The organism is Buttiauxella sp. AC142, from assembly GCF_979253435.1.
The window spans coordinates 1-15168 of the sequence record NZ_CEEDCH010000004.1 but is presented as its reverse complement, the minus strand read 5'-3'; the positions used below and the strand labels follow the sequence as shown (position 1 = coordinate 15168).

Below are 15168 nucleotides of genomic sequence, written 5' to 3'. Positions count from 1 at the left end.
CCCATAAGTTATCATTATTTACATGGTTGGGGAAATGAACACATATAAGCATACAGGCAAATTATTAGTAATCTCTATTTTCGTCTTACTAAGCTTCTGCATGACTTTGGAGCAAAGTCATGCAAAAGGAGGTCGAAAACGTTATGTGCAGGATGAGGATGTCACGATTAACTTTTATGGAAGCTTCCTTTCCGAATCATGTGATGTTGACACAAATAGTATCAATCAGACGGTGCATATAGGTGATTTCAGTTCATTAATATTTTCGGGAACTGGTAGTGTTAGTCCTTCAGCACCATTTGATATAAATTTGAAAAACTGTGGTGATGGTGTAAAGGGTACAATTGTTAAATTTGGCGGCACTAGCGATAGTACAAATGCAGCATTGTTAGCGTTAAGTGACACTGGTGCTACCGGTAATTTGGCTAAAGGCGTAGGGATACAAATAATTGATGCTGTAACCGAATTGCCAGTTGATCTTAATAAGGATTCGTCTGGTTATGTACTTATACCAGGCGATAATACTCTTAGTTTCAAGCTAAGATATCAAGCTACAGGAAGCAAAGTTACAGCGGGCAATGCAACTGGTGTTATGTATTTTGATCTAAGCTATCAATAAGGGTGGGTAATGAAATTATATAATTGTATTATTCTTCTTGTCTCATCTATTACTTGTTCTTCAGTTTTTTGTCATGATGGAAATGTAAGTGTTACTGGTACGATAACGGAAAGTTCATGCACGATTTCACAAGATTCAGAAAATATTTCGGTTAACATGGGAGATGTTTCCGCTTCTAACTTTACTACTGTTGGAGGTACATCTTCGCCAAGAAATTTTGCAATACATTTAGAACATTGTGACAGTAATGTCAGCAATGCTAATGTAACGTTTAGTGGAGTATCTAATGAGGTTAACCCGGATATTCTTAAAATAACCAGCGAGATAAATTCAGCAAGTGGAATCGGTATAGCAATTCTTAATGATAAGAAGCAGATTGTGCCTATAGGAGAAAGAAGTACAGAATATCCAATTGATATTAGTCAGGAAGACAATGTTTTGAACTTTTATGCCGAATATATGTCAACTGGTGAATCGTTGCACCCTGGCATTGCAAATTCAACTGCCACTTTTCAAATAAATTATGATTAGAATATTTCTTCTGTTAGTATTATTCCAACCTGTACTCACGCAAGTTGCAAATGCAGGTGTGGTAGTGAAAGGTACCCGATTTATTTATGATGAGTCACAGCACAGCCTTTCGGTGACTGTTAAAAATACAGAAGATTATCCATATCTGATAAAAGCGGAAATTAAGATTGGAAATCGATGGTCTGAGGTCAAAGAAAAATCGCAATCGACATCTGAATTTATTCCAACGCCACCACTCTTTAAAATCCCGGCCAATAGTGAGAATAAAATCAGGATTGTTCGTTTAGACGGTGATTTACCTGATGATAGAGAAAGTGTTTTTACACTCGTAATTTCGGCCATACCACCTGGCAATACTGACAGCGATTCTGTACAGATTGCTTATCGATCAAACTTCAAAATATTTTTCAGACCCGATAATCTTACTGAAAATGCCCAAGAGGCATATAAAAAATTACAATGGGAAAATACACCGGTTGGGCTGAAAGTAATTAATCCAACACCCTACTACATAACGTTTGCGGATTTAGTCGTGAATGGTATAAAAATTCCTAACGTAAAGATGCTAACTCCTTACAGTAGTAAGATTACAAACTGGTGTAAGATTAGATCTAAATGTGAGGTTAACTGGAAGATAATTAATGATTATGGGCGTGTTTCATCACCCCTTAGTATTGTTCTGAATTAAAATCATGAAAATAGAAGCCTGGAAAGTATTCAGAGATTATTTTGCCAGAAATGCTAGTGAAGCATTGTTGAGCATGATTATGGCTGCATATTGGCTAATAATAATTCATTTACCGATAATGAATAATGGAGGGTGGGGTACTGATCTACCTCTTAATTATATTGCATGGGGAGTGTTCAGTAGTACACTTTGTGTGTGCTGGATTCTCAAACAGAATAACAATACTGAGCTTGAGAATGAATTTGTAATTATTATTATTGGTGCGGTGCTGATGGTTTCACCAGTACTATGGTCACCATCCTTACAAGCAAAATATAACGCAATACCCCGTATTGGCGGTATGTGTGGAGCAGTGGTGATATATTTTTCGCTTGTGCAGTTTAATTTAAATAAAACAAAATATTATTATTTATATCTGTTTTCACTTGCAGGTGCTGTTGAGTGTATTGTGGTTTTATTTGAGTTGTATGGAGATGCATCAGTGTTGCCTCCTATTTGGAAATTACTCATAGATGAAAATGGAAGGGCTGGTCTTGGTGTTTTTCAACAGGTGAATGTTACAGCAAGTTTTCTTGCAACGACACTCGGAACATCAATGCTTTTACTGGGGCTTCGTTCTGCACGATTAACGAATAAAGCTTATGAGCAATTACGCAGTTTTTTCCTGTCTAGTATAATTATAATGTTGTGTGCTTTACTTGTGTTAATTAAGTCACGCACTGGTTGGTTAGGCGGCTGTTTTGTTGTAACAGGGACGCTATGGATTTTTACTTTATCCTCATTTCAACGAGAGGTGCATAGAAGATTGCTGTTGCTCCTGCTGGTAGCCCTTGGTGTATTCTGTGGGGTATTTTTTCAGGACGTATCTTTTAGTCAGGCTCTTCAGGAACATTCAGCTTCAAACCAACAGAGAATAATTACGCTATTGTACGGGTTACGTATGGCATCACTTCACCCTTTTTTAGGTTATGGAGCAGGTGTGTACGAAGTTGCCTACCAGAATTTTTTGGCTGCTTTACCTGGCGGGAATCCCGGGGCTGAGGTAATGAACTTCCCCCATAATGAATTCTTGTTTCAATATATAGAAGGGGGGATTCCTGCAGTTGTGGGACTTTTATTATGGATGGCATTTTATTTATTACGAATTCTTCAAGCAACTAATGCCTATCAATATGTATTACTGCTATGCATGATGCCGATCATCTTACATACGCAATTTGAATACCCATTATATTATTCTGTACCGCATTTGTTTATATTGTTAATAATAATGGCAATAACTAAACCTGTATCTTCAGCGAGTATTGTGCGGGACAGGCTCGAGCAGTTAATCTTTTTGAAAGCAATACCTGTTATGAAGGGAGTTATGTTCTGTATGTTGCTAACCATGGGTTACTTGTCATGGACATCACTATATACTAGTTTACTACTTTCGAAATTCGAGCTCTCGAAATTAGATGATCCTCATAGCATCGTGAAAATTGATGTTTCCTTATTCGAGAAATTACGTTGGGAACATGACCTTAATTTATTAAACCTGCTTGATTTTCGAATTAATAAAAATGATCTCACGCTGCATTTATTTGAGAAAGAAAATGCTGCGTGGTTATCAATTCATGCTGACCCTGATGCATACTATAATCAAATCGTAGTATGTCTATATTTTAATGAAAATGAATTAGCTGAGAAATATAGGGTTAAAGCAAGAGGTATGTTTCCATGGGATGGTCGATTTAATTAATAATAACTCCCGTGTGTGGTACGATTTCTACAGGTCACGACTTTTTTATATGTGAAGAGTGTTGTGGTTGGGATTACTTCGGGAGGGGTAAGTCATATAAAGGAATTGCATATGGAATAACAGGTTTTAACTGGATTGTAAGTTTTTAATTTTTCGTCATAAATTACTGGTTGGTTATTATGTTGAATATAATTCCTTTAACTCAAAACAATCATTTGGTGTGTTCCGTGCGTGAGTTTTTCTCGAGTCGGGGTATTAGTGGTTGCGTTAAATCTCCGGAGCCCAAGATCAACTTTATCATTGCTAATGATTCAAACCCGTTGGAAGCATTACTATACGTAAAAGATAAGAATTTCAACAAATTTAATGACAGGATAATTATACTATCAAGTATAATTACTGAAAAAATAGCCAGACGTTTTATTAACGAAGAGTGTCGTTTTGTTTGCCTCCCCCAAAACGCAGCTATTAATACTTTCATGGAGGCATATGACAACCTGAACGACTGGAGGGATATTATCCCGATGAGGGGAAAGTCACGACTGCTATCTAAGAAGGAAAAACTTTTTGCATGTGAACTTCATCGTAACGATTTCTGTCAAGAAACAATATTAAAACTTAGAGAAAACGAAAGGAGTAGAATGAGTCATAAAAAATACTGTATCATCAAGAAGTTAGAGTTAAAGAACAAAGTTATACTTCATCGAATAATTACTTCACCACAATTTTCTCGAGCCATTCATCTATTATAAACGTTAATTTCTATTATACCTATATTGTTACCGCCATTAGCTCAGCAGGAAGAGCAAGCAACTATTTCGAGTTGTAGGTTCGGGGTTCGAGACCTCGATGGCGGTCCAATTGTTTTATTGTATTTATATGTTTCCCGAGGATGTTGTATTTTCCTGGTTATACAGATTGTTCACCCATCCATGTATTCTTTTTTAGGTGGGAATATGTTGTGGGTCTAATACCTATAGGCAAGTTTATGGTCAGTGGAGATGAAATTGATCTTCATCTAACCTTTTGTTTATATTACATGTTTATCTCTTCATCTTGTGCGCAATGTTAATAATAGACTATACTACAGTATCAAATTCAAAGAAAATCGTAAGGGTTAACATCTATGGTAGATAAACTTCATTCTTTTATCTTTGCATTACAAACAACGCCATATGATGCAATTCAAAACTTACATGATAAGTTGATCCCATTTAGTAAACCATTTTCTTTACCCCAAAATAGAGAGTTTCACTTCGGCACAAAAAAGGAAAATGCCGGGATTGTTTTAATTACCCAGGGTGTGTACTCCATATGTCACATTGAGAACTACTCTCATATGGGGACAGGTTTTGCACCAACAGTCATTGGGTTGGTAGATAATTATAGTCTTTTTTACGATGTTCCCTTTAGACCGGGGCACTATATCTTCTCTGAAACAGATTGTTTAGGTTATTTTCTTCCGCTTAAATTATTTGTCGAGAAAACTGACGAATTCTGTCTTTGGCATGATATAGCTAAAATTCTAGCTCATAGATTATTAGTCATGAGTGCGAAGGCTCAGGAACTTGTCGGTACTGATGCATATTTAACCATTCATGCTCTTTTGGTTGAATTATGGGCATATCCGGAGAACTATCGCTGTCAGGTGAATGTTCAGGATTTCATCAATCGCCGTAGTGGTATTTCACGATCACAAATAATGAAAATCCTCGCAGAGTTAAGAAAAGGCGAATATATAGAAATTTCCTCTGGAAAACTGATTAACCTGAACAAGTTACCTGAAAGATATTGATTTAAATAGAGACTGTAATAAAAATTGTGTAATTGCCTGTTTTTGATATGTTCACTCCACTAACGGAGACAGGCAAACTATGAATGAAAACAAACTCAAAGCCCTTGCGGCTGAACTGGCCAAAGACCTTAAAACCGAAGCCGACCTAAATGCGTTTTCCCGAATGCTGACGAAGTTAACCGTCGAAACCGCTCTCAATGCAGAGCTGACTGACCATCGCGGACACGAGAAAAACGCCCCTAAAACAGGCTCAAATACCCGTAACGGATACTCGTCATGCGATGATGACAGGATTGAACTGAACACACCACGCGACCGTGAGAACACCTTCGAGCCGCAGCTGATAAAGAAAAGCCAGACGCGTATCACGCAGATGGACAACCAGATTTTAGCCCTGTACGCCAAATGTAGTGATGTGATGGACGCCCCTTCCTGAAGTAGCCAGTGCCATACTTTTACTGACTGCATTAATCCGGGAGTAACATCACATGAACACGATCAGAGTTGTTGGTATCGATATTGCTAAATCAGTTTTTCAGGTATGTGTCTGGATGGTTGATGGTTCCGTGGCCTGGAATAGAAAAATATCGCGTCAGAAATTGCTGGGTACGCTTCGCCAGTTTGAACCCGGTACTTTAATTGCGATGGAAGCCTGTTCAACTTCTCATTTCTGGGGGCGAACCCTCGGTTCCATGGGATATAGCGTAAGACTTATCCCCGCCCAGCACGTGAAAGCATTTGTCCGGAGCCAGAAGAACGATGCCAACGATGCTTTGGCAATTTGTGAAACAGCATGCCGCCCGGGCATCCACTTTGTTCCAGTCAAAACCACTGAACAGCAGGATAGCAAAGCACTACGAAATACCCGTCAGCTTATGGTTGAGCAGAGAACCGCGCTGGCTAACCAGCTTCGTTCTCTGCTCGCTGAATATGGTCTCATTATTCCTGTTGGAATTCAGTGCCTCCAGCAGCAGCTACCTGAACTTATTGAAGATGCATCTAATGACTTAACTTTCACGCTTCGCCGTTTACTTTCTTCATTACGGGAAGATATGCAGGCACTGAATGAACGAGTCACCTGTCTGGATAAAGAAATTGCGGCATTATCTTCACAACAGACAGCCTATCGTCATTTATTAACGATCCCGGGTGTCGGCCCGCTTATTGCTGCTGCTTTTATCAGTGAAGTGGATGCAGTGCAGTTTTCCAGTGGCAGAGAATTATCCGCCTGGTGCGGTCTGGTTCCCCGGCAGCACAGTTCGGGAGGAAAACAAAAATTGTCCTCTGTGACAAAAAATGGCAATCGCAATCTGAGAACACTGGTCATCCATGGCGCACGCTCAGTGATGCGATGCGTGAAAAAACGTGATGACAACATGGGTCATTGGCTGAAAAGGCTGGAGGCCCGACGAGGTTTTCTGAAAACCACAGTAGCTTTAGCGAACAAACTGACCCGGATTATCTGGCGCATACTGACCGATGGTGTTGATTTTAATATGAACAAGGCTTTCGCTGTGAGTTAACTAATACAGTGTTAAAGGAAACATGTCTCTCTGAGTTTGCAGGCACTGATGAGAAAACGGCTACCGTCCCTGTAACAGCCTGAAGTGATCCTGGGTAATTTTATACCGGTGTAGTGATAAGGAAACAGGGTTCGGATAACATCATGGCGCGGGTAACTTAACCTACTAATGACGCCGGATATATGGTCGCAAACCGTATCGAACCAGTACTTGTAATACCCGGGGCGTCCATATATGGGTCAGTAATTCAGGACACCTCTTAATCCTGTTAATGTTAAAACAGTGAACATGAGGTGATGCATGATCAAAACTCGTCGGACTAAACGCACATTTTCCCCGGAGTTTAAACTCGAAGCTATCGAGCAGGTTGTTAAATACCAACGCGTTGCCCGGGAAGTCGCTCAGGCGCTCGAACTCAACCCTGACCATTTGCGCAAATGGATACGGCTTTATAAGCAGGAACTTCTGGGTATTGAGCCCATCGGCAATGCTATTACTCCTGAACAACGCGAAATTCAGCAGCTTAAAGCCCAGTTAAATCGTCTTGAGATGGAAAAAGAAATACTAAAGCAGGCTGCCGTGCTGATGAGCGAAGCCCCGGAAAGTTATCGCGCTAATCACACGGCTGAAAGCAAAGTGGCCTGTGCAGGTTCTTTGTCATTTATTCGGTATTCACCGTAGCGTTTATTACGCGCTGGTGAAGCATCCGGTTAATGTGCAAAGAATTGCATTACGAAGTCGGGTGAGAGCATTCCATGCTCTCAGTCGTGGCGCTTCGCACTTGTCGTTGATCTCTATTCACGCCGGATTATCGGTTCAGCCCTCTCATTAACCGCTGATGCTGATTTGGTGTGCCGGGCTTTACGTAATGCTCTGGAAACACGACCGCGTAATGAACGTCTTCTGTTTCATTCATATCAAGGGGTTCAATATAAAAGTAATAAATACAGAAGTTACTTTGGCGCTATGGGGTAATGCAAAGTATGAGTCGCAGAGGTAATTGCCTGGATAATTCGCCGATGGAAAGAGTCTTTCGCAGCCTTAAAAGTTAATGGCTTCCCAAAGGTGGTTATGGTGATTTTAGCCATGCGGTACGCGACATAAACCAGTGGATAAATGGCTATTACCACATGTACCGCCCTCATACGAACAATGGTGGTTTATCGCTTTACCTGCATGAAGAAAAGTGGTTCCGGTGTCCTGATTTTGTGATCCGCTACACAGCAAAAGCTGGCGCGCGTACTGGGAAAATCTCAATACGTTCTTCGGCTACCCACCTGATATCCGCAAAGCCATCTACACCACCAATACCATCGAATCGCTGAACAGCGTGGCCCGGCAGGCGATAAAGAAACGCAAAGTGTTCCCGACAGACGAGTCCGTGCGAAAGGTTATTTATCTGGCGATGAGTCGTTTTATTATCGAGTTCTGTGACCACCTGAGCGATCACCTTTAATAAGGTGGCAGTTACACAGAATTAAGGACAGGTTCTCGGTTGCCATCCGGTGATATTGTCCATCAATAGAGTTCCTTCTTAATTAGCGATCCCGGGATATGAACAACAAGCGGCAGTAGCTTTACGCTAACAGGATAAGCACGCTTTTATTTTCATATGCCTACAGAACATATTCACTGGATCTATTATCCTATTTCAACAAATCCATAATTCAGATAAATAAACGTTTTGTATCATTTTAGCCAAATAAACACTTTCTGTTTTTTATATACTTCCTCGTATCAGTGCCATAGTGGTATTGTATTGGAAGCGAACTTACGACGTAAGTATCAGCGAGAATGAAGTGATCTGAAAGGAACTTTTTTAAATAATGGATAACTTTCCAAAGTATGATTTACCCCGTATTATGTTCGGATGTCTATTTATATTACTGATGATCATCACGTGCCTGTGGGTCACCAGGCCGTTTATGTTAAGTTTTATTTGGGCGGGGTTAGTGGTGATTGCCACATGGCCTTTGCTGATGATGCTCCAGCGCTGGCTGCACGGTAGCCGTCGACTTGCTGCAACCGTGTTAACGCTACTACTGATTGTACTGTTCTTTCTGCCGTTAGTCCTGATGGCAAATACCATTATAGACAGCAGTTCAATGGTCATGACCAAAATTGCATCACTCAAAGGCCAGGCATTGCCGGATTTGATTGTTCTGAAATCCATTCCGGTTATTGGTACAAAGCTGTATGCCCAGTGGCAATCTGTTGTGGTTGATCATGGTCATGCATTGCTCACCACGTTGCAGCCCCACCTGAGTCAATGGGCGGCGTTGGCAATCGTCCAGCTGAGCCATCTTGGACAGCTTTTGATTCATGGCATTCTGATGTTGTTATTTAGCGCACTCTTGTATGCCAAAGGGGAGTCGGTGAGTCAGGGCATACGCCACTTTGCGACACGGCTTGCCTCAGAGCGTGGTGATGCAGCGGTGATTTTGGCGGCCCAGTCTATTCGGGCAGTTGCCATGGGCGTGGTCGTCACGGCAGTCGTGCAGTCAGTTCTCGGCGGTATTGGCCTGGCTGTTTGCGGTGTATCGGGTGCCGTATTGTTGACGGTGCTGATGTTTATTTTGTGCCTGGCCCAGATAGGACCGGTGCTGGTGATGTTACCCGCAACGGCATGGTTATTCTGGCATGGTGATACTACATGGGGCAGCGTATTGCTCGTGTGGAGTATTATTGTCGGAGGGCTCGATAATTTCCTTCGCCCGGCACTTATCCGGATGGGAGCAGATTTGCCCATGCTGCTGATCCTGACCGGTGTTATTGGTGGGTTGTTGGCGTTTGGTATGATTGGTTTGTTTATTGGCCCCGCTGTGTTAGCCGTGGCCTATCGTCTGATGTCGGCCTGGGTCAGTGAAGTGCCCGTCCCGGCGTCTTTGGTCGTAGAGCCTGAGCGTCAGGTACGGTAAGAGTACCCATAAGACCACCTGTATTATCAATGAATTATACGCGGTGTTGCTGTTTGCGTTTAATTCAGGCAGAAAGCCTGATAATACAGCGGTCTGATCCTACCCGCGAATAGTGGACACGGCCCTAAGCGAGGTTCTGTTTTTCAAACTGTTCCGGACTGAGGCCACCACACGCACTGTGTCGGTGCCAGCGAAACACCGTCGTTCGTATTATTTCCCGGCTGATAAAGCGTTCACCGTGGATACATTCCACCTGCAGCGAATGAAAGAAGCTTTCCACGCAGGCATTGTCATAACAGCAGCCTTTTGACTCACACTCCCACGCAGATTATGCCTCCTCAGCAACCCCTGATAGTCCGCTGAGCAGTACCGCCCGCCACGCTCGGTGTAAACGATAACATTCTGTGGTCGTTTTGTAAGTATCCCTGTTCTGCCAGCTGGCGCTTAAAACGGGCAATTTCAACGGACATTTCCTGCTCACGTTCGGAAGATCTGGGGCATTGTTAATCTTACTGCGCCATGCGTAGAGCTGGGATTCGTACAGGCTGAATTCCCGGGCAGCAGCAGCAACACCGATACGTTCCACAAGCTTCAGGGCTTCGTTACGAAATTCAGGCGTATGCTGTTTGCGGGGTTTCTTATTGGTTGATGCTGATTTTGTCATTAGTCACCTCTCCAGGCTGGGCGATGTCGTTTTCTCCGGACTCAGGACTGACAGGAAATGCATTCACGATGGCCTGGGAAGCCAGGGAAAACCGGCTGACGTTATGTATCATTCTGACCAGGAAAGTCACTATACCAGCAGGGAATTCAGAAGGTTACTGTGGCGTTATCGTATAAAGCAAAGCATAAGTCGACACGGGAACTGCTGGGACATCAGCCCAATGGAACGATTTTTTCGCAGCCTGAAATCATAATGGGTACCGAACTGTGGATACGCTAATTTTAGCGAAGCAAATAGATCAATAACGAATTACATCATTGGTTATTACAGCCAACTCAGACCCCACCAATATAACGGTGGCTTAACACCCAATGAATCAGAGCGATTGTTCTGGAAAACTCTAAAGCTGTGGCCAGTTTTTGTTGGCCACTTCAATGTCAGGGAATTGGCACTCGGGGTTTATACGCGCTGCGGCAGAAAAATGTCACAGCACCGCTGTAAGTTCGGGTTAGCTAATCTATTGACATATTGTGTTTTTATTTCAGCAATGTTTATCGCCTCTCATATGAGACTTTATTTATATCTGCCGGTGAATATACTGCGCGGATTCTGAGCTACGCTTATATTCTATAGATAATGTAACGATAAACTTCAGTAATTCAGAGAACCGTACTTACTGGTGAGTGGGTTAGCCCTCGCACAGTAAGTTATTCAATCATTAACACAGAATCAGGTAATACTATGAACCGCAAAACTCTATTAAGTTTCACGCTGTCAGCCTTGCTGGCAGGAGCTGCCTGCGGTGCGCAGGCGGAAGACGGTACCATCACCTTCACGGGTGCCATTGAAGATGGTACCTGTGCCATTGCAACCGATAGCCAGGCCATTGATGTGGATTTCGGGTCGGTAAGTACTACAAACAATGCTGATGGCGTTGTATCAAAATTGTTTAAGATAAATCTTAGTGATTGTCCGGCAAGTGTGACTGCTGCTGTGTTTTCTTGGGCTGGAGATACCTCAGCAACCGGCAATACTCAGAAGTTAAATATGTATCAGGATGGTACTGCTCTACAAGGAGGATTTAACGCTTGGAGTATTAAAGAAGGGGATGTGGCAAGTACAGGAGGATCTGGTGGTACATACGTTTTATTTGATAACACTCCTGGAACGCCGCTGCCACTCACCCCAGGCGATAACTCAATACCATATACTGCAATGATTCGACATTCTGGAGCGACCATGCCACCGGTTGGTGAACTGACTGGCGATGCTACCTATTCTGTGACTTATAACTAATACTTACCGGAAATTAATTAAAATGAAAAAGATTTTTGCGACAACGTTAATTGCCGGTACCGTTCTGGCAGGTTTCAGTAATATGGCCATGGCCGACGGCGGCTCTGTTCACCTTCATGCTCTGGTGCAGGCGAATTCCTGTACTGTCAGCAATGACACCCGCGACATGACGGTGGATATGGGCACCATTGCCCGCGGCACGCTGACCGGTAAAGGCTCCGAGTCCGCGCGTGTGCCGTTCACCATTAAACTGGTGGACTGCCCGGCGGCCACGACCTCGGTGGGCTTCACGACCGCAGGTGCGACACACGGCACTGCAGACAGTGACGATAGCACCCTGTATAAACTGGATGATGCTTCACTGGCTAAAGGTGTGGGTATTGCTATTTATGATGCGGCTTCAGCCGGTGCCAAAATTCTGCCGAACAGCGCTGCGACCGCGACCTATCCGGTGACCAGTGGTGCGGCAAATATTAACCTGAGTGCCTCTGTGGTGCAGAGTAGTGACACCCTGATTGGCGGTGACTTCTCCGCCGTGACCGGTTTCTCGATTGTATATAACTAATAATCCTGAATGAGTGTGTGAATAATCGAAGTAGGCTTATATTTCTGGCTGTAATTATTATGTCAGTGAATTGACCCCCGGGGTTTATACGCGCTGCGGCAAAAAAATATCACAGGGCTGCGATAAAATCAGGACTGCTAAGTTCCTGACATATTGAGTTTTTTATCACGGCAATATTTATCGTCTCTCATATGAGACTTTATTTTTATTGGCCGGTGAATATACTGCGCGCCTTCTGAGCTACGCTTATATTCTAGAGATAATGTAACGTTCAGCCACAGTAATTCAGAGAACCGTACTTACTGATAAGTGGATTAGCCCTCACACAGTAAGTTATTCAATCATTAACACAGAATCAGGTAATACTATGAACCGCAAAACTCTATTAAGTTTTACGCTGTCGGCCCTGCTGGCAGGAGCTGCCTGTGGTGCACAGGCGGAAGACGGGACCATCACCTTCACGGGTGCCATTGAAGACGGGACCTGTGCTATTGCGCCAGACAGCCAGGCTATTGATGTGGACTTCGGAAGTATCAATTCTTCACTTGCAGGCTCGGGGAATAATGTTAAGAAACATTTCGATATCAATCTAACTGATTGCCCATCATCTGTCACTTCAGCAGTCGTTTCATGGACTGGTGAAAAAGTGGGTGGTGTTAGGAATCTTATGGTTTATATGGACGGCGTGCCGATTACTAACGGCACTGTATCTTGGCAAATTTATCCTGGCGTGGATACTACCAATGGCGTCGGTACCGACGATTTTGTCTCCTTTGACGGAACTCCAGAGGTGACTGCACACACTATTGTTGCTGGTGACAATGCCCTGACCTATACAGCAGCGTTTTCAAGTGCATATCCGAATATTTCGGTCGGCGAGTTGACAGGCGATGCTACCTATTCTGTGACTTATAACTAATACTTACCGGAAATTAATTAAAATGAAAAAGATTTTTGCGACAACGTTAATTGCCGGTACCGTTCTGGCAGGGTTCAGTAATATGGCCATGGCCGACGGCGGCTCTGTTCACCTTCATGCTCTGGTGCAGGCGAATTCCTGTACTGTCAGCAATGACACCCGCGACATGACGGTGGATATGGGCACAATTGCCCGCGGCACGCTGACCGGTAAAGGCTCCGAGTCCGCGCGTGTGCCGTTCACCATTAAACTGGTGGACTGCCCGGCGGCCACCACCTCGGTGGGCTTCACGACCGCAGGTGTGACACACGGCACTGCAGACAGTGACGATAACACCCTTTATAAACTGGATGATGCTTCACTGGCTAAAGGTGTGGGTATTGCTATTTATGATGCGGCTTCAGCCGGTGCCAAAATTCTGCCGAACAGCGCTGCGACCGCAACCTATCCGGTGACCAGTGGTGCAGCGAATATCAACCTGAGTGCCTCTGTGGTGCAGAGCAGTGACACCCTGATTGGTGGTGACTTCTCTGCCGTGACTGGTTTCTCGATTGTATATAACTAAATTATAGTTGATTTTTGTATTAATGGGGGAGTATGTCAGAGTACTCCCCCATTTTAAATTGTCATACCACTATCTGGAAAAACATAATGCGTAAATCAATAGCTATTGCAGTATTCTCGTTATCGACTTTATTCTCAATTAGTACTCAAGCTGCCATTTCAATAAGTGGAACTCGAATTATCTATAAAGAAAGTAACAAAGAAACACCTATAACTGTTCATAATACTGATGATGGGAGCATCTATTTAATACGTAGTTGGATTGATAAAGATAAGGGCAATGCCCCTTTCACGATCACGCCACCACTGTTCAGAATTGACAGTGGGCAGGAAAATGCTATCCGTATCTCGAAAACTGACACCTCAGCGCTGCCAAAAGACAGAGAGTCCTTATTTTGGTTGAATGTTATGGCTGTACCCCCACAGTCAGGAAAAAAAGGGGATAAACTCCAATTTTCTCTGAATACTAAGATTAAGTTAATTTATAGGCCAACCAGTATTGATAACAAAAATGTAGTCCAGAATGCTTACACCCAGCTGAAATTTACTAAAAAAGCAAATTCAGTGCATGTGGAAAACCCAACACCTTATTTTATTAATGTTTTTCAGATGAAATTCGATAATATACAAGTCAAAAATAAAGCGATTACTATTCCACCTATGGGAGGGTTGGATATTCAGCAAACGGCCAATTCGAGAATTACGTGGTCAGGGATCAATGATTTTGGTGGTGTTACAAATGAATCTTCAGTGAATCTATAAAGTGAATCACATATGAAAAATAAATATATAAGACTTCATGTGTTACTATCTATGTGCACTGTCTTTAGTTCATTTGTTAGCCATGCACAAGACGTAAAATTTAATCCCAGAATGCTAGGTTTGGGTAGTGATAGCGTACAAGATATTGATCTAGATTATTTCTCACAGCAAGGTGGTCAAGTCCCAGGTGCTTATGATGTTGACGTATATTTGAATCAGAACTATGTCGATACTCGTCGACTGAACTTTGTTGCGGACGAAAATAATAAGGGAGCGATCCGCCCCGAATTCACACCTGAACAACTTTCGGCTATGGGGATCCGTCTGACCGTTCCTGTGTCATCTGCAAATTCAAGTGAACCGTTGCCTCAAGGTCTGGAAAAATATATTCCAGCGTCGACAACTAACTTTAGTGTGAAAAATCTCAGGCTTGAGATCTCGGTTCCGCAGGTCAATATGGATAGGGTGCCGAAAGGCAGCGTTTCGCCTGAATTATGGGACGATGGTGTTAACGCTTTTCTGCTTAATTATCATTATAACGGTTCACAAACACGAGATCTTGATAGCAATGGAGATAGCCAGG

General features: G+C 42.9%; 13 protein-coding genes, 1 tRNA gene and 5 pseudogenes. 18 read left to right on the top strand and 1 reads right to left on the bottom strand.

Annotated features, from left to right (window positions below; all coding sequences use genetic code 11):
• Positions 1-34 precede the first annotated feature (34 nt).
• The 11 genes and pseudogenes from AC0IWZ_RS23610 to ydiK all read left to right on the top strand — a co-directional run bounded on the left by AC0IWZ_RS23610 (position 35) and on the right by ydiK (position 9815).
• Positions 35-619 carry a fimbrial protein gene (locus tag AC0IWZ_RS23610; protein ID WP_471679180.1) on the top strand — a complete coding sequence of 195 codons (585 nt, stop codon included), beginning with the start codon at positions 35-37 and terminating at the stop codon, positions 617-619.
• Positions 620-628: 9 nt separating this feature from the next.
• Entirely contained in the window at positions 629-1150 is a 522-nt protein-coding gene (locus tag AC0IWZ_RS23605; RefSeq protein ID WP_471679179.1) for a fimbrial protein, read from the top strand.
• Positions 1151-1214: 64 nt separating this feature from the next.
• On the top strand, positions 1215-1838 hold the full coding sequence (locus tag AC0IWZ_RS23600) for a fimbrial biogenesis chaperone (RefSeq protein ID WP_471679178.1): 624 nt from the start codon (positions 1215-1217) through the stop codon (positions 1836-1838).
• 4 nt (positions 1839-1842) lie between these two features.
• Entirely contained in the window at positions 1843-3579 is a 1737-nt protein-coding gene (locus tag AC0IWZ_RS23595) for a PglL family O-oligosaccharyltransferase (RefSeq protein ID WP_471679177.1), read from the top strand.
• A 782-nt stretch (positions 3580-4361) separates the two neighbouring features.
• Positions 4362-4439, top strand: a tRNA-Arg gene (locus AC0IWZ_RS23590).
• Positions 4440-4705: 266 nt separating this feature from the next.
• Complete coding sequence (locus AC0IWZ_RS23585) at positions 4706-5374, top strand: helix-turn-helix domain-containing protein (RefSeq protein WP_471679176.1); 669 nt, start codon at positions 4706-4708, stop codon at positions 5372-5374.
• A gap of 79 nt (positions 5375-5453) precedes the next feature.
• Positions 5454-5780: pseudogene (locus AC0IWZ_RS23580) on the top strand (transposase); the annotation flags it as partial.
• Positions 5781-5862: 82 nt separating this feature from the next.
• On the top strand, positions 5863-6897 hold the full coding sequence (locus AC0IWZ_RS23575) for an IS110 family RNA-guided transposase (RefSeq protein ID WP_471679175.1): 1035 nt from the start codon (positions 5863-5865) through the stop codon (positions 6895-6897).
• A gap of 300 nt (positions 6898-7197) precedes the next feature.
• Positions 7198-8087 (top strand): annotated as a pseudogene (locus AC0IWZ_RS23570) (transposase); the annotation flags it as partial.
• Positions 8088-8110: 23 nt separating this feature from the next.
• Positions 8111-8353, top strand: a pseudogene (locus tag AC0IWZ_RS23565) (transposase); the annotation flags it as partial.
• 370 nt (positions 8354-8723) lie between these two features.
• Positions 8724-9815 carry an AI-2E family transporter YdiK gene (gene ydiK / locus AC0IWZ_RS23560; protein WP_471679174.1) on the top strand — a complete coding sequence of 364 codons (1092 nt, stop codon included), beginning with the start codon at positions 8724-8726 and terminating at the stop codon, positions 9813-9815.
• Positions 9816-9939: 124 nt separating this feature from the next.
• Here the strand turns inward: ydiK and AC0IWZ_RS23555 are convergent.
• Positions 9940-10479: pseudogene (locus AC0IWZ_RS23555) on the bottom strand (transposase).
• Positions 10480-10493: 14 nt separating this feature from the next.
• Here AC0IWZ_RS23555 and AC0IWZ_RS23550 point away from each other — a divergent pair.
• From AC0IWZ_RS23550 to AC0IWZ_RS23520, 7 genes and pseudogenes are all read left to right on the top strand, one after another.
• Positions 10494-10902, top strand: a pseudogene (locus AC0IWZ_RS23550) (DDE-type integrase/transposase/recombinase); the annotation flags it as partial.
• Positions 10903-11220: 318 nt separating this feature from the next.
• Positions 11221-11775, top strand: coding sequence for a fimbrial protein (locus AC0IWZ_RS23545; RefSeq protein ID WP_471679173.1), 555 nt, complete (start codon positions 11221-11223; stop codon positions 11773-11775).
• A gap of 22 nt (positions 11776-11797) precedes the next feature.
• Positions 11798-12340, top strand: a complete 543-nt coding sequence (locus tag AC0IWZ_RS23540) for a fimbrial protein (RefSeq protein ID WP_471679172.1) — start codon at positions 11798-11800, stop codon at positions 12338-12340.
• 367 nt (positions 12341-12707) lie between these two features.
• The gene (locus tag AC0IWZ_RS23535; RefSeq protein WP_471679171.1) at positions 12708-13259 is read left to right on the top strand and encodes a fimbrial protein; all 552 of its coding nucleotides are present in this window, start codon (positions 12708-12710) and stop codon (positions 13257-13259) included.
• Between the two features lie 22 nt (positions 13260-13281).
• Positions 13282-13824, top strand: coding sequence for a fimbrial protein (locus tag AC0IWZ_RS23530; RefSeq protein WP_471679170.1), 543 nt, complete (start codon positions 13282-13284; stop codon positions 13822-13824).
• 86 nt (positions 13825-13910) lie between these two features.
• Positions 13911-14585 (top strand): fimbrial biogenesis chaperone, encoded by a 675-nt coding sequence (locus AC0IWZ_RS23525; RefSeq protein WP_471679169.1) that lies wholly within the window; start codon positions 13911-13913, stop codon positions 14583-14585.
• A gap of 12 nt (positions 14586-14597) precedes the next feature.
• A partial coding sequence (locus tag AC0IWZ_RS23520) for a FimD/PapC N-terminal domain-containing protein (RefSeq protein ID WP_471680545.1) occupies positions 14598-15168 on the top strand: 571 nt, incomplete at its 3' end.

Bases quoted from the DNA above. Each gene is read 5' to 3' on its own strand.
- AC0IWZ_RS23585 (WP_471679176.1), top strand. From the start codon at position 4,706: ATGGTAGATAAACTTCATTCTTTTATCTTTGCATTACAAACAACGCCA.
- AC0IWZ_RS23525 (WP_471679169.1), top strand. From the start codon at position 13,911: ATGCGTAAATCAATAGCTATTGCAGTATTCTCGTTATCGACTTTATTC.
- AC0IWZ_RS23540 (WP_471679172.1), top strand. From the start codon at position 11,798: ATGAAAAAGATTTTTGCGACAACGTTAATTGCCGGTACCGTTCTGGCA.
- AC0IWZ_RS23575 (WP_471679175.1), top strand. From the start codon at position 5,863: ATGAACACGATCAGAGTTGTTGGTATCGATATTGCTAAATCAGTTTTT.
- ydiK (WP_471679174.1), top strand. From the start codon at position 8,724: ATGGATAACTTTCCAAAGTATGATTTACCCCGTATTATGTTCGGATGT.
- AC0IWZ_RS23605 (WP_471679179.1), top strand. From the start codon at position 629: ATGAAATTATATAATTGTATTATTCTTCTTGTCTCATCTATTACTTGT.
- AC0IWZ_RS23530 (WP_471679170.1), top strand. From the start codon at position 13,282: ATGAAAAAGATTTTTGCGACAACGTTAATTGCCGGTACCGTTCTGGCA.
- AC0IWZ_RS23610 (WP_471679180.1), top strand. From the start codon at position 35: ATGAACACATATAAGCATACAGGCAAATTATTAGTAATCTCTATTTTC.
- AC0IWZ_RS23535 (WP_471679171.1), top strand. From the start codon at position 12,708: ATGAACCGCAAAACTCTATTAAGTTTTACGCTGTCGGCCCTGCTGGCA.
- AC0IWZ_RS23595 (WP_471679177.1), top strand. From the start codon at position 1,843: ATGAAAATAGAAGCCTGGAAAGTATTCAGAGATTATTTTGCCAGAAAT.
- AC0IWZ_RS23545 (WP_471679173.1), top strand. From the start codon at position 11,221: ATGAACCGCAAAACTCTATTAAGTTTCACGCTGTCAGCCTTGCTGGCA.